A 15,648-nucleotide genomic window follows, 5' to 3' on the forward strand; every position below is an offset into this window, starting at 1 on the left:
AAGAGTTCCCCTATAGAAATCGAATTTTGTTAAATTTGTATTTAACTTAAATTCTTAAGACAATTTTGTCATGATTTTAGTTATTTTCAGTTATATGAACCCTTATGAACCCTTGTTCTTCAATAATATCTTGTCCATTTGGACTTAGCATAAAGTTAATAAAATCAAGTATGTTTTGATCCTCAGAAATACTGTTTGTGATCGCTATTAGCCTTCTCTTTATATTATATTTGTCTTTTGTTATTGTTTCTTTTGTAGGATATATGCTGTTTATTGAGAGTGTATGTAGACCTTTTTCTATTGCACCTCTTGCATATCCAAAACTAATATAACCAATTGAGTGGGGTGTGAGACTTATTTTTTCAATCACTTCACCATTGGATTTGACTATAATACTATCTTGTCTGAATTGAGCTTCCTCAGGATTTTTTAATATTTTATCAAGAACCAGTTCTTTTATAGATGAATGAGAGCCTGATGATGAATCTCGATTTATGAAGTTAATTTTAGCATCATGTCCACCAACTTGTTGCCAATTTCTAATATTTCCATTAAGTATTTTTACTAAATTTTCTTCTGTAATATTTGTGATTTTGACATCAGGGCTTGTAATGAATATTAAAGCGTCATAAGCAATAATTGTGATTTTTGCTCCTTGAGCAATTTCTTCTTCAATTGCGTCTCTTGAAGAAATTGCCATTTTATAAATACCATCAAATAGTCCTTTAATGCCAACACTACTGCCTTGTGCATCATAAGTAACTTTAAGTTGATTATTTATTTTTTGATATCGTAGGATCATTTCATCCATAATAGAGGTTGTTGAGGTAGATCCACCAATTGCAATGACATTTTCTTTATCTTTGTTTGTACAATTGTTAAACAAAAAAACTAGTGAAATAGTAAAGAGCACTTTGATAGCCTGCATTAAATTAACTCCTTTTACAACTATATATAATATCATTAATCTTAGATAAGTCAATGAATAGTAAATATTTTGATTTTTTGATATAAGTTATTATATACATTAAAAATTTGAGGTAGTAGATGGGTACTATTAAATCGGGAGATATTGAAAAAGGTACTTTTTTGCTTTTTAAAGGCATGCCACATATTGTTCTTGAGAGAGAGTTTTCAAAAATGGGTAGGGGAGGGGCTATTGTAAGATTGAAGCTTAAAAATCTTAAAAACAAGTCTATTGTTAAGGAAACTTTAAAGGGTGCTGATACAGTAGAAGAAATTGAAGTGTTAGAAGTTGGTTCTCAGTATCTTTATAAAGAGAATGAAAATCTTATTTTTATGGATTTAGAAACTTATGATCAATTTGATGTGAACTTAAGAGAGGTTGTAAACATTGAGGACAAGGTTCTGTTTTTGCAAGAAGCTGAGATTTATTCTCTTGTTAAATGGGGTAATAAAGTTATTGATCTTAAATTGCCTCCAAAAGTTGCATTTGAGGTTGTAGATGCTGAGATTGCTGTGAAAGGGGATACTGTAACTAATGCAATGAAGAATGTTACCCTTCATACGGGATTGGTGGTAAAAGCACCTCTTTTTATTAATATTGGAGATAAAATTTTAGTTAATTCCGAAACTAAAGAGTATGCTGAGAGAGTTAAAGAGTAACATATTGTTATTATTTTTTATTTTTTTTTCTTCTTGTGAGATGAACTATCCTGATATAAAGGAAGTTGATTATATAATTAATTATTATTTTGCTAAAGATAAATTCGATTATTTTATGACTTTTGATTTTGCCGTTAAAGTTTTAAATTCTAATGATGTGATCAAATTTTTTGTTGAAAACATGGATAGTAAGGAGTTTATTGAAGTAGTTAAGGATAAATATACTTCTTCTTTTATAGATTCTGTTCTTGGAAAAAACGTTCTTTATTGTAAAGATTTAAGATTTAATGTTTTTGATAAGACTTTTGAAAGTTTTTTGGCACAAGTTCATCTTATTGATTCTGGAATGAGGGTATATAGTAGAGATATTGTCATAAGTTTAAGTTTGTCGGAAGAAGAATTGACTTTAATTCATTATTATATGTATAATTCGAAAGATAAGTTTAAGTTAAATGAAATTAGTGGTAATAATTTATATTTGATTAAGACCCCTAAGGATGAAATTGATTTTTTCTATTCAATTGTTAAGATCGAAGATTTAATGAACATTCAGCTAGATGATGATAACTTGGATGCTTATTTAGGGTTTTATTACGTAGGCAAGCATTCTAATTTATTTTTTAAATTAAACTAATTTGGGCCTACCAGGACTTGAACCTGGGACCATCCGATTATGAGTCGGGTGCTCTGACCATCTGAGCTATAGGCCCCATATAAGTAAAGATAAGCTAAAAAAGTTCTTAAAAGTGACTAAATATTTTTTAATACCAATTAAAGCTTAAAAATACCTTAAATCATTATATTGATTTTTTATTGATTGTCAAGTTCGTTAATTTCATTTTGTATGATTTCTATTTTTGAATTTAGTTCGTTTAATTTAGTCTCAATTGATTCTTTATTTTTGATGAGTTGTTGCATTTTTGATTTCACTTTTTCAATTTCATCTATTTTTATTGCTTTTATTAAATCTGAGTTCAATTTGGATATCTGTTGATTGAGATTTTTTATTGTTTCTAACAATGAATTAATTGTTCCGGTTTTATTTAATCCCTTTTCTGTCTTTGACATTTCAACAAATTCTTCGGCAATGTTCTTTAAAATTAATTCTCTGTTTGTTTGAACAGCGTTGATAGTACATTCTATTTTATTTTTACTATTAATGTTATCTTTTATACTTTTATGTTTTATTTCATTGTTTATTTTTACGATTTCTGTTTGAATTTCATTCATTAACCTATATTCTTCAACGATTGCTTTGCTTAATTCTTTGTTTTCTACAAATTCATCAATTAAATTTTCTAAATTGTCTGAAAATAAATGTTCTTTTAATATTTTTTTCTCAAATTCTTTTGATATTTTTTCTATGTTTATTTTATTTATGATGTCTTTTAGCATTAGTTTAATGTTTATGATAAGTTTTTTGAAGAAATTAATTTTTTCATTGAGTTTTATTATTTCTGTTGTTTTGTATTTATGCTTTTCAAGTGTTGATTTGGTAGAATTCATTTTGTATTCTAAAATTGCTGAAAGATTATTTGGATATTTGTTTATTATTATTTCAGTAATTTTTTTAAGTTTTTTTTCGCATGCTTTTAGGATGTGTTTTTTGCTTTCTTTATAGTTTTTGACTTTTTTATATAATTCTTTTAGTTTACTCTCATTATCTTCTATTTTATTTAGGCTTGCTTTAAGCTGAGATATTTCTTTTTCAATTAATTTTAAAGATGTGTAAGATTTTAATTTTTTAAGCTCTATTATGTTACTGTTTTTAAGTGCCTTGCCAAGTTCAACTAATTTTTTATCTCTTTGTGGGATCAGTTCTTGAATTTTGGATTTAATATCTTTTATCATAAGAGGCTTCCATGTTCATTTTATTTTCTGTTCACATTTTTTTCAAGCTCGAATTTGGAAATTTTATGGTAAATTTTTCTTCCATGTGGGCAGTATTTTAGTTTGAGATTGAAAAATTCATTTATTAAAAATTGACTGAATTCAGAACTTATTATATCATTGCATTTAATAGCTTGTCTACATGCAATAGTTGCATATAAATCAGTTTGCAGAGAATCAATTGTTTTACTTTTTCTTGTCTTAAAAAATTGAATGATAACATTTTCATATTTGTTGCAGATGTTGGGAATTGATTCGAGTTGGTAGGTTTGTTCCTTTATTTTGGTAACTATAATATTTAATTTTTTGTATTCTTCCAGTTCAATTGCTAATATTTTATCTGTATCTTCACAGTCTACTTGAAATTCAATTGGTATTAGAAGTTTTTGGGTAATTTTTTCTGAATTTATTAGAGTTTGATATATGATTTTTTCATGAAGTGCATGCTGATCTATGAAAAAAACTTCATTATCTTTTTCTACTATTAAAAATTCTGAAAATAGTTGTCCTCTATATTTAAATTCATGTTTTGCTATTGGTTTTTGAAAATCATTTGGCATTGAAGGAGTTTCTAGAAGAATATTTTGGATGTAGCTTTTGAATGATGGTTTATTTTTTTGAATTGGGTTTTGACTTTCAAATTTTACCTTGTCTTCTATTATGTTTGTTATTTTATTGTTTTGAGGTTTATCTAGAATCAATGATTCGTTTTGTATGATTTCATAAGCTTGAAAATCTGAATTTGTTAGATCATCTTCAGGGTGTAATAGATGTGCATCATTTGTTATTTGCCTTTTAATTATTATGTTATGGTAGTCTTGTAAAATCTCTTTTCGTTCTCTGTCGAAAAATTCGTTAATATTGCTTGAAACTTGCTTAGGAAGAAATGGTAAGTTAAAAAATCTTACTTCTTTTTTTTGAGGATGTATATTAAAATCGACGTGTCTGGGATCTATTTCTAGAAATAAATAACATATTGGGAAATTTCTATTAGTAAGTATTTTGCTATGTCCATCAATTATTGCTTCAGATAGATTGTGTTCTTCAACAGGTCTCCTGTTGAGGAATATTTTTATGTTTCGTCTGTCTTTTCTTGAGAAGTTGGGTGGAGCAAAAAAGATGTTCATTTGTACATTTTCGTATTCTGTTTCTATTTTCCCAAATTTATTGTTTTCTATTATTTCTCCATATACGCTTTGAACTCTATTTATTAAGCTTTCTTTAAAGTAAACTTTTCTTAGTTCATTATTTAGACTTAATTTAAAGTCAATACCAGGATGAGTAACAGCCTTTTCTTCAAAAACTTTTAAACACATTTTTGTCTCGATAGAGTCTTTTTTTAAGAATCTTTTTCTTGCTGGGAAATTGTGGAATAGATTAGTAACATTTACTATTGTTCCATTTATTGCGGATTGTTTTTTAAAATATTTTTCAGTTCCATTTTCAACTTCAATTTGGTAGCTGTTTTCTCCTGTAGTTGAACTTGTGATTGTGAGATTTGAGCAGATGGCAATACTTGAGAGAGCTTCACCTCTAAATCCTAGTGTTTGGATTTTTTCAAGGTCTTTCTCTTCATTTATTTTTGAAGTGGTATGGGGTAGGTAACATATCTTTAAATCTTCTTTGCTTATTCCGCTACCATTGTCTGTTATTAATATTTTTCGAATTCCACCTTCTTCAAGAAAAACTTCAATTTTATCTGCTCCAGAATCTATTGAATTGTCAAGTAATTCTCTTAAAATTGAACAAGGTCTATCTATTGCTTCTCCTGCTGCTATTTTTTGTACTAGACTTTTATCTAAAAATTTTATTTTATTCATTTGCCTATAATTTTTATTATTGTTTTATTTTGTTTGTAATTGGGAAATTTGTTGATAACTTCTTTAAGTATTTTATCATTCCCATTATCATTATATTCTATTATGCCTAATGCATGTAAAGCTTCTGGGTTATTTGGATTTATTTTAATGTATTCTTTTAATTTTTCCATAGCTTTTTTATTGTCTTTAATAGCAATCAAGGCAGTTGCAAGATTGTATTTTGCTTCAAGACTTGAGAGAGCTTCTGCTTTTTGAAAAATTTCTATTGCTTTTTGATATTTTCCTTGATTTTTATAAAGTATGCCAAGATTGTTTAGTGCTAATAAATGATTTTTATTGCTAATTTTCTCAAGGATTTCAATTGCTTTTGATTCATTTCCTGATTTTTCGTATGCTCTTGCTAGATTGATATGAGCCGTAATATTTTCAGGATTTTTTAAAATTACATCATTGTAGAGTAGTATTGCTTCATTATAATTTTCTTTAGTCAAATAAATAGATGCTTTTAAATATAAATACTCAGATTTTTCTGGATTTATGTCAAGGGCTTTATTGATGTTTATTAGTGATTCATTAAGATTATCATTTTCAAATTTTGCTATTGCTAGATTATAAAACATAATATCGTTTTTTTCTTTTATCGAAGTACTTGCTTTGTCTAAGTATTTTTCACTGTTTTTAAAATCTCCGATGTAGTTTGCAATAATTCCTGTTTTTAAAGCGTAATGAGGATTTTTTGTAATCTCATAAGCTTTTTTGAAACTTAAAAAAGCATTTTGTTTGTCATTGTTTTGTTCTTCTGCTATTCCTTTTTTATAGTAGGCAGTATCATAATTTTGGTCGATTGTAATTGCCTTTTTAAAGGCTTCAATTGCTTGTTTTGGTTTATGTAATAATATTAAGCTTGTTCCTTTATTTGTATATGCTTTTTTGTGTTTTGGATTTAATGATATTGTTTTATTAAATGCTTTTATTGATTCTTCATATTTTTTAAGTTTAAATTTTATTATTCCGACTTTGTAGTGATCTTCTGCTTCGTTTGTAATATTTGCAATTTTTTCATAAATTGTTTCAGCTTTTTTGAAATTTTTTTGTTCCTCATTTGTTGATGCTAGCATTTTAAGAGATTGTAAGTCTATTGAGGTTTGACTAAGGTGGTTTGCATGTGTTTTAGGTTTTTCTTTCATTTTTATTTGATTATCTGTTAAGTGATCTTTTGTAGGGATTTTTTTTTCTTTGGGTTGTTTTTGCTTTAAAAGCTCCTTTTTGAAAGGAGCTTTTTCTATACTTATTGAACTTATTGAATTTGGTTCTATATCTTGTTTTATTAATCTAATTAAGAGATTGGCCGCTTCTTGGGTTTGTAGTTTATCAATTAAGTCATTAACTTTATTGAATTTGTAACTCAATCCTTTTTTAATAAGCTCATTAAGTCTTTCTTTGGCAAGTGAGGGATTCCCGGTATTAATGTTATCTAATATTTCATAGAGTATTTTTTTTATTACATAACTATAAGGTCTCTCTATTTTTTCGATTATTTGATTTTTATGAGCATCTTTTGTGTTTGGGGCCTCTTTTTTGGTTTTTGGTTTGGGAGAGGGATAAATTTCGATAACTTTGTCAATTTGTTTTGTTTTATTTTCCCTAGAGTCATTTGTATTCTTTTTTATAAGTTTATCTTCATTTTGTTCGTGTGTTTTTATGACTTGTTCTGTAGTGTTGAACTGGGTAGTCTTGGTTTGATTTAATTCTTTGTTGAGATTTTCTTTTAGTTTTTTTAAGTTAAATATATTTTTTTTATTTCCAATAGATTTACCGTTGTTTGGAGTTGATTCTTGTTGTTTTGCTATTTTATTTATGTTTTTTCTTAAGTTTTCAGGTACTGTGTTTTGATTAAATTCTAAAATGTCTTCGTTTTCAATTCCAGTATCATCTTTTCTATCAGCATAATTTTCTATTTTTGTAGTATCTTTTATATATCTATTGTTAAAAGCAATTTCAGAATTTTCATTGTTAATAGGTATTGATTGTTGTTTTCCTTGTATTTTATCTAATATTTGATTAGCCGTATCTCTTTGTAAATCTTTTGATTCAAAAGGATTGTTATTTGCAAGTTCGGACAGAGTATTTTCAAGCATTGCAACATCTGTATTTTGTGGGTATTTGTCTTTTAAAATTTTTGTTATTGAGTATGCTTTTTTATAATTTCTATCCATAATGCTGTTTTTTACTTCATTCAGCATTATTTCTTGATTATTTTTATTTAGGCGTTCTTTATATACGTAATAACCAAGCCCTCCAAATGAAGCAATAAGTAATATTATTAAAATTATTAGTGTGGATAAATTTTTTCTTTTATTCATCTATGTTCAACTCCTCTTGCCAATTAATTTTGTCTAGTTCAATTAAAGAATCTGTTTTTAAATTATCTTCAAATTTGTCTTTTAACATTGTTTTTTTCTTTTCATGCTCTTGTTTGTCTTTGTTTATATGTTCTTGTTTATTTTTGTTATCGTTTTTGTTTGTATGGTCTTGTGTGTCTTTGTTTGTATGTTCTTGTTTATTTTTGTTATCGTTTTTGTTTGTATGGTCTTGTGTGTCTTTGTTTGTATGTTCTTGTTTATTTTTGCTATCGTTTTTGTTTGTATGGTCTTGTGTGTCTTTGTTTGTATGTTCTTGTTTATTTTTGTTATCGTTTTTGTTTGTATGGTCTTGTGTGTCTTTGTTTGTATGTTCTTGTTTATTTTTGTTATCGTTTTTGTTTGTATGGTCTTGTGTGTCTTTGTTTGTATGTTCTTGTTTATTTTTGTTATCGTTTTTGTTTGTATGGTCTTGTGTGTCTTTGTTTGTATGTTCTTGTTTATTTTTGTTATCGTTTTTGTTTGTATGGTCTTGTGTGTCTTTGTTTGTATGTTCTTGTTTATTTTTGCTATCGTTTTTGTTTGTATGGTCTTGTGTGTCTTTGTTTATATGTTCTTGTTTATTTTTGTTATCGTTTTTGTTTGTATGGTCTTGTGTGTCTTTGTTTGTATGTTCTTGTTTATTTTTGTTATCGTTTTTGTTTGTATGGTCTTGTGTGTCTTTGTTTATATGTTCTTGTTTATTTTTGTTATCGTTTTTGTTTGTATGCTCTTGTGTGTCTTTGTTTGTATGTTCTTGTTTATTTTTGTTATCGTTTTTGTTTGTATGGTCTTGTGTGTCTTTGTTTGTATGTTCTTGTTTATTTTTGTTATCGTTTTTGTTTGTATGCTCTTGTTTGTCTTTGTTTATATGTTCTTGTATGTTCTCGTTATCTTTTTGCTGTGCTGTGGCAATGTATTCACTTCTATTTTTAAGACTTTTGTCAAGCTCTTCAAGAGCGGCCTTTTTATTTCTTAACAGAGCGATCATGTGGAGGATATCATTTTTTTTCTCACTTTCATATCTTAATGTAATAAATTGTGAATAATCATGGATTGCCATAGTGTATGAATCCCATGCATTTTTGTAATTTTTTTCCTTAAAATTAATTTTTCCTTGTTCAACATAAGAATTTGCTCTATTGAGAAGTGCTTTGTCATAATTGGGCATATTTTTAACTGAATTGGAATAATATTTGATTGCTAGGTTATAATAACCCTCCCCTCGTTTAAACATTATGTTACCCAGTTCAAAATATAACTTATAATCAATGTCTCCTCCTATTGCAATTCCATCAAGCAGAGCCCCTTCTGCTTCTGTTAGTTGATTATTTTCTCTATAGGCTATTGCTAAAAAGTAGTAGCCATTTTGTACTTTTGGGTATTTCTGAATGGCTTCACTTAGGATTTTTATTGCTTGTGAATAATTTTTATTTTTTATCTCTTCTTGTCCAATTCTAATTAATCTTTGAGAGTATGCCAAATTTGAATTAAGTAATAAAATAAGCAAGATAATCAGATTTTTAAGCAACAATAAATATTTATTCATATCTTTTATGAATACTATTCTATTACTTTAAGGTAAATATTTCTATATTTCATAGTGTCTTAAAATCAAATTTATTTTGTTCTTTAGTTAAAAAAGTAATAAATTTCATTATTTCTTCTTTTTTTTCGGATGACATTGTTTGTTCTTCTTTTAATGCATTTGATTTAGAATAACAAGTAATATAGCATACGGCAGGTAGTAATGTTTCAGTTTTAAATTCCTCTAGTTTAAATAACAGTTCTAGTTTAATATTTTTATGTAATATTTTAAATACCCTTGTTCTTAAAATTAATGATTTGACAAAAATGTATGATTTACGATAATTTAATCTGTAAGGACTTATTTCTTGCATTTTTATTATTTCTTGAGGTATTAAAATTTTATCTTTATCGAGGTGTATCATTATTTCTGATATGAATTCAAAAATTTTTTTATCAATATTTGGATAAAAGGATAAAAAGTATACAAATATTTGATTTTGAATTTCAAGGTTTTTGTTCTCAAAAAAGTTTTCTATATCTTTTGAGAATTTTGCTTTATCATTTTTATCTGCATAAATGTAAAATGCAATCCATCCGTATGTATCTATTTTTGTTGAGTTGTCTTTTATATAATTTATTACATTTTGTAAAAATATTCTTTTTATATTTTTATTTTGAAATATTTTTGAACTTTTGTATGGATTGAAATTCATTTTTTCGAAAGATACAAAAAATTCTTCTGCTTTAAATTTTGCTATGAGGATATTTTTGATATTTGAACTTAGGTTAAGCAGTTTATACGTTTCAAGATATTCAATTGTAAAGATGAAATCTTCCCATTCATTTGGTACTTTGTCTTTAAAAAACCATTCTAGGTATTGTTTTATTGCAGTTTTTTCAAGTGAAAATAAATAAGTTTTTAAAGTGTTTTGAAAATCTTTAGGGGTATATTTCATAAATTCACTAAAAAAATAGTTAAAATTAGAATTTTTATTCGATCCTTTATAAAAAATTTCATTAAGACTGAAAGTTTTAATTGTTTTTATGTACTTTAGAATCTCATCATACTTTAGGGTTAAAACCTCATCTATTATATATCTGTAATTTTTTGTTAAAATTTTATTGAAAAGTGATTTGGATAAACATCCTACTGGCCAGTAGGTTAAGATAAGTAGTTTTTTTAGTTTTATTACTCTACTTTGTTTTTTTCCTAAACTTGATTTAAATAATCTTTGAAATGATTGATTATATTTTAGTATGCGTTTAATTTTTTCCTTATTTCTATGTTTTACAGCTATTAATATATCTATTGTTGGTTCTAGATTTTCTATTTTTAAGTTACTAGAGAAATTTAATATGAATTGTTTATATAATTCTTTTTTTTCTTGTGTATATTTGCTATTATTTTGTATTTCAATTATTTTTAAAAAGTTGGTGGAATTTAATTTATATGTTATCCCAGATCTTTTACTGATAAGATTTGTTTCTTTTTTGATTTGTAATGAATTTTTTTCTTTAATTATTTCTAGTATCCAATTTTTTATTTTTTTGTCTTGTATTTTCTCATAATAATATTCTTCAAGTGTGATATTGATTTTGTTTTTTTTAAGTTCATAATCTTGACTTATCTTTATAAGATTTTGAATTTCTTCTTCATTGAGTTTGTAAAGTTTTGATAAAATGCTATATCTTAAAATTTTTTCTTCTATGTTTATATTTATATATTTTTTTAATATGCTAAGAGAATTATAAAACTCTTGATATTTTGGTGTTATTTTCATTTAATTCCTTAGTGAATCTTTAATGATTTGTAATAATTTATCATCATGTTTTGCAATTTTGATTATCGCTTCTAAATATCCCTCAATATCACCTATATCAAGTCTTTCGCCTTCTATTTCTTTGTATAGTACTTTGTTCTCAGCCATGAGTTTTTTTAAGGCATAAATATGATGATATTCTCCTTTTTTGTGAATTTTAAAACCTTCTTCTAAAAATTTGAAAAATTCATGTGTATATAAGAATCTTCCAATAGATGCTTTATTGCTTGGTTCTTTTCCAATTTCTGGCTTTTCTACTATGTCTTTGACATGAATATTGTCTTTATTTAATTTTATTACTCCATATTTGTTAATGTCTTTAGGATTCTCAATAACAGATAATATATTTTTTCCAGTTTTTTTATGCAATTCTATTAATTGTGTTGTTAAGGATGGTGATCCAACATGTAAATCGTCAGGGTATGCGACTATTACATTTTCAGTCCCTATCCAGGGTTTTGCATGTAGTAGAGCGTGCCCTGTGCCCATCATTTCATTTTGTCTTATAAAGCTAATATTAATATCTTTAAGTTTGATTTTTTCTAGAAAGTCTTTTTTACATTCTTTGGTAAATACAGTTTCAAGTTCAATTTCTCTATCAAAATAATTATCCATAACACTCTTTCTTCTTGAAGTTATTATTAGTATTTCTTTGATTCCAGAACTAGCAAATTCTTCAATAATGTAATCAATTGATGGTTTGTTTAAAATTGGCAGCATTTCTTTTGGAATAGTTTTTGTTATGGGTAAGAATCTTGTTCCATATCCCGCAGCTAAAATAATACCTTTCATGTTTTGTCTCTCTTAATTAAAATTATATCAAAGTTTAAATTATAAATATTTATAAATATTTAATTTTTTTTGAAAATGATTTAAAATTTGTTTTTATGCATGTAAGTGCAGGTAAGTATAAGGGATGGAAGGTTGCTTTTCCTAAAATAGGTGGTGTGCGTCCTGTGATGGCTATTGTTAGAGAAGCATTTTTTTCCATTTTTTTAAATCAGATTTTAGGATCAAATTTTCTAGATATATTTGCAGGTACGGGAATAATGTCTCTTGAAGCTCTAAGTAGGGGAGCTAATCTTGCTCATCTTGTTGATTGCAATAAATTTTCTAAAAATGTTTTGATTAAAAATTTTGAAGTTGTGAGTGAACCTTACAGATTTTTTTTCAGGAAGGCTGAATTATTTCTTAAAAAGAGTGATCTTTTTTATGACCTTATTTATCTTGATCCGCCTTTTGGATATTCTTTTAAAGAGAATTTACTTAAAATAATATCAGAAAATGAAACTTTAAATAAAGATGCAAAAATTATTATTCATTATCCTTCGAAAGAAAATTTGGACAACAATATTTTAAGACTCTTTAAATATGATTTTAGAAAGTATGGGGGGTCAAAACTTGATTTTTTTAAAGTTAAGTCTTAAACATAAGACTTAACTTTGCATAGAAGTCAAAAGTTGAAATTCATCACTTTTAAGTTCTTCAATGTTGTGCCTTAATTCAAATTGATCTGTGTTTTTGAATGGACTTGTCTTAATTTTTCCATTTTGTCCCTTTATAATGATTTCTCTAGATTCAAGGTTTAGTAATATATCTCCAATTTTGTAAGATTTGTTCTTGTGTTTGATAATGGACATAATGGGCAAAATACCTATTGTATACTTCAAAACAACTGCTTTAAATAAAGGTTCATTGCAATCTTTTATATATACATCTAGTATTTCTCCATAATCAAATGGTGCAAGGACTTTTAGAAATTGTTTTAGCATTTCTACGTCAAATTTTTTGTTTTTTAAGTATTCTTCTGGGTTATCTTTTGTCCAATAGTATTGTTCACTGTTTTCAGTTAAAAATTTAATAGCTTCTAAAGGATTAACGGGTTCTTTGATTATAATTGGATTAACCATTTCATCATAAGTATCTATTATGCAAAAAATTCTAATAAGCTCATGGGTAAATTTTGTTGTTATTTCTGCACGATTTTTGATGTTAAGATAGCTTTTTTGTCCATTTATTATCATCTTTGTAATGGCAGAAATATCTTCTCTCATTCTGAATAGATTTTTGGAAATATTAATACTTTTTTCTAAAATTTCTATTTTAGACATATATTTTTCTTTTGTGTCTTTGTTTTTAAGACTGATCTTTTCTCTTATTTTTTGTAATATTGTGATATGCATGAGTCCAATTGGGTGTAATAGTACTCCAAGTGCAGCTTGCAATATAATGTCATTATCGTAGAAAAATTCTGTGAATTCTGTGTAGTGCGATTTGTCGATAAAGAATTTTGATGTTGATCGTGGAGCATCTTTGGCAGCCCTTTCTTTATTTAATTGTGCAATAGTTGTTAAAAAGTAGATCGTAGTATCAATTGCATGTATCAATATGGAGTCGCCTTTTGTTTTTACTTGTTCCCTGCAAAATTCATAATCTCTTCTAATTGAATGTAGATATAATTTTTTTATTGTTTTTGTATTATTAAAACTGTCTTTGTCTGTGATTTTTTGGAAATCGAAATAATCATAGATTTTTATTAATATCTTTTGAATAGATATTATTTTGTGTTTTGGTAAAATCTTAAAACTGCCCTCAATTATTTCCTTAAAGTAGATAGGATCGGGTTCTTTTTCCATTAGTGTATTTAAGTTAATTAATGTTTTTCTTCCAGAGATTGTAAACATTTTATCTTTTTCTGAAAATGGTTTATATATATCTTTTAATGCTTCTATTAGCTCTTCCTTTAAGGAATTTATTTCATTGTTTAGGAGTTCTTCATTAATTGTATTTATTAGTTTGTCATGTGGAATATTTTCATAATTATTGATTACTGGTATGTGTAAAACGTTACCTTTATTTAAAAATGTGATTATTTTTTCATTTACTCTTGTGCTTAATTTGGTCATATTTCCAACATTTGAAAAAATTATATCCTTTTCTGTTAAATTTTCTATTTTTTTTATTTCTTTGAAAATCATTGAAAGCCCTCTTAAAAGCTTTAAGTATTCTTGTCTAAGACAATTGAATACACGAGTCAGGAATTTTATCCTATGCTTTATCAATTAAGATGTAGCTATACTTATTATATAATTTTACATAACTTCTTAACAGCTGAAACCTAAAGTTTATTCTTACTTTTCTTAATTAGGTTGTACTGTATATACAAAATTTTTAACTTATATTGCCACCGAGGAGAATCGAACTCCTGACACAAGGATTTTCAGTCCTCTGCTCTACCAACTGAGCTACAGCGGCTAAATTTTTTTTGACATTGTAATTTTTTATTAACAGAAGTAATTCTTTCATAAACAAAGTCTTTTGTCAATAAAAAATTATTTGTAATTTTTTGAGTGAGTAATTTTTTTGTTAATTTTAGTTATTATAAAATATAGTAAATATTATTTTTAGTCTTTGAAATATTATGATGAAGTATATGATGATAAAGATAATTGTATATTTTTATGATGATAATTATTGTCTTAACTTTTACAATGTTTTTACTAAGGTTTATTATTTGTGAATTTATCTTTACTTTTTAGTATTTGCTGAAATGGGGCACAATACAATTAAGTATTTGTCCCCTTTCATAATTTATTTTTTATTATGCAAGTATTTGAAAAAATCCATATTTGTTGAAAATATTTTTCGTTTGTCTTTAAGTGTTGTTTTGTAACTCTCTAGTGCTTGCCAAAATTTGTAAAATTCAACGTTTTTGCCATAAGCATTTGCATAGATTTTTGCAGCTTCATGATCCCCTTCAGCTTTAATTTTAGCTGCTTCAGCTTTTGCCTCACTTAATAACCTTAGCTTTTCTTTCTCAATGTTACCAAGGATTTCCGTTTGTTCAGCAATTCCTGTACTTCTTTGTTCTTCTGCAATTTGTTGTCTTTCTGAAATCATTCTGTTATGTACAGAGTCAATTAAACTTGGATCATAACCGATTTTTCTAATAAGAACGTCGACAATTTCAATACCAATGTCTTTTGTGTTTTTGTTGGAAACTTCAATTATTTCTTTTTCGATTATTTTTCGACCCTTTGTGATCTTGTAAGTTGTGTTATTTGTAGTTTCTTGTGGTGTTAAAACTCCATTAGATAGACGTTGAATTGGATCGTTTGAACTTCTGATGATTTCAAGCAAAGGATACTTGGCAATAACACCTCTGACTGCAGGTTCAATAGCTGCATTAATTATTGTAAAAGCTCTATTCATTGTTTTAATTGTTGTATAGAATTGATTAATGTCTACAATTTTCCACCTAGCAGTTGTATCTATCCAGATTAATTGTTTTTCTTCTCCTCCTGTTGGAATCTTTTGAGGTTCTCCATCCCATCTAAGTATGTTTTTGGGAAAAATTTGTACATTTTCAATAAATGGAATTTTATATTTAAGTCCTGCTTTGTTTTCAGTTCTTTCAATTTTACCAAGTCTTGTGGTGATTGAAATTTCATTTTCTTTTAAAATATAGAGTGGTTGCGTTATAGCTAACGATATTAAGCCAAATATTAATGTAAAAGCTAAAATCTTAGCAATAGAGAATAGAAATTTTAGTATGTATTTCAT

At 26.5% G+C, this 15,648-nt stretch carries 11 protein-coding genes, 2 tRNA genes and 1 pseudogene; 3 read left to right on the forward strand and 11 right to left on the reverse strand.

Going from position 1 to position 15,648, the window contains the following annotated elements; all coding sequences use genetic code 11:
- Positions 1-76: 76 nt before the first annotated feature.
- On the reverse strand, positions 77-928 hold the full coding sequence (locus QMG63_RS03385) for a substrate-binding domain-containing protein (RefSeq protein ID WP_281861720.1): 852 nt from the start codon (positions 926-928) through the stop codon (positions 77-79).
- A gap of 119 nt (positions 929-1,047) precedes the next feature.
- On the opposite strand from QMG63_RS03385, the gene efp reads away from it, so the two are divergent.
- The gene (gene efp / locus QMG63_RS03390) at positions 1,048-1,626 is read left to right on the forward strand and encodes an elongation factor P (RefSeq protein WP_281861721.1); all 579 of its coding nucleotides are present in this window, start codon (positions 1,048-1,050) and stop codon (positions 1,624-1,626) included.
- Positions 1,604-2,260, forward strand: a complete 657-nt coding sequence (locus tag QMG63_RS03395) for a hypothetical protein (protein WP_281861723.1) — start codon at positions 1,604-1,606, stop codon at positions 2,258-2,260. Before efp ends, QMG63_RS03395 begins: the two co-directional genes overlap by 23 nt.
- A gap of 2 nt (positions 2,261-2,262) precedes the next feature.
- On the opposite strand, the gene QMG63_RS03400 is transcribed toward QMG63_RS03395, so the two are convergent.
- The 7 genes and pseudogenes from QMG63_RS03400 to QMG63_RS03430 all read right to left on the reverse strand — a co-directional run bounded on the left by QMG63_RS03400 (position 2,263) and on the right by QMG63_RS03430 (position 11,877).
- Positions 2,263-2,336, reverse strand: a tRNA-Ile gene (locus QMG63_RS03400).
- Between the two features lie 100 nt (positions 2,337-2,436).
- On the reverse strand, positions 2,437-3,477 hold the full coding sequence (locus QMG63_RS03405) for a coiled-coil domain-containing protein (protein WP_281861725.1): 1,041 nt from the start codon (positions 3,475-3,477) through the stop codon (positions 2,437-2,439).
- 20 nt (positions 3,478-3,497) lie between these two features.
- A complete protein-coding gene (gene mutL / locus QMG63_RS03410) occupies positions 3,498-5,336 on the reverse strand; it encodes a DNA mismatch repair endonuclease MutL (RefSeq protein WP_281861727.1) in 1,839 nt (612 codons plus the stop codon).
- Positions 5,333-7,699 carry a tetratricopeptide repeat protein gene (locus QMG63_RS03415; RefSeq protein ID WP_281861728.1) on the reverse strand — a complete coding sequence of 789 codons (2,367 nt, stop codon included), beginning with the start codon at positions 7,697-7,699 and terminating at the stop codon, positions 5,333-5,335. Before QMG63_RS03415 ends, mutL begins: the two co-directional genes overlap by 4 nt.
- Positions 7,700-8,585: 886 nt before the next feature.
- Positions 8,586-9,284 (reverse strand): annotated as a pseudogene (locus tag QMG63_RS05725) (tetratricopeptide repeat protein); the annotation flags it as partial.
- Between the two features lie 49 nt (positions 9,285-9,333).
- Positions 9,334-11,046 (reverse strand): BB_0208 family protein, encoded by a 1,713-nt coding sequence (locus tag QMG63_RS03425; RefSeq protein ID WP_281861730.1) that lies wholly within the window; start codon positions 11,044-11,046, stop codon positions 9,334-9,336.
- Positions 11,047-11,877, reverse strand: coding sequence for a UTP--glucose-1-phosphate uridylyltransferase (locus tag QMG63_RS03430; RefSeq protein WP_281861731.1), 831 nt, complete (start codon positions 11,875-11,877; stop codon positions 11,047-11,049). It lies immediately after the preceding gene.
- Between the two features lie 95 nt (positions 11,878-11,972).
- Between QMG63_RS03430 and rsmD the strand changes: the two genes are divergently transcribed.
- Positions 11,973-12,512, forward strand: coding sequence for a 16S rRNA (guanine(966)-N(2))-methyltransferase RsmD (gene rsmD / locus QMG63_RS03435; protein WP_281861732.1), 540 nt, complete (start codon positions 11,973-11,975; stop codon positions 12,510-12,512).
- Positions 12,513-12,521: 9 nt separating this feature from the next.
- Here rsmD and QMG63_RS03440 read toward each other — a convergent pair whose 3' ends face one another.
- The 3 genes from QMG63_RS03440 to hflC all read right to left on the reverse strand — a co-directional run bounded on the left by QMG63_RS03440 (position 12,522) and on the right by hflC (position 15,648).
- The gene (locus tag QMG63_RS03440) at positions 12,522-14,063 is read right to left on the reverse strand and encodes an HD-GYP domain-containing protein (RefSeq protein WP_281861734.1); all 1,542 of its coding nucleotides are present in this window, start codon (positions 14,061-14,063) and stop codon (positions 12,522-12,524) included.
- A gap of 204 nt (positions 14,064-14,267) precedes the next feature.
- Positions 14,268-14,340 (reverse strand) — tRNA-Phe (locus QMG63_RS03445).
- Between the two features lie 336 nt (positions 14,341-14,676).
- Positions 14,677-15,648, reverse strand: a complete 972-nt coding sequence (gene hflC, locus QMG63_RS03450) for a protease modulator HflC (protein WP_281861736.1) — start codon at positions 15,646-15,648, stop codon at positions 14,677-14,679.

It is taken from the genome of Candidatus Borrelia fainii (genome assembly GCF_027925085.1).
In the GTDB taxonomy this organism is placed as follows: domain Bacteria; phylum Spirochaetota; class Spirochaetia; order Borreliales; family Borreliaceae; genus Borrelia; species Borrelia turicatae.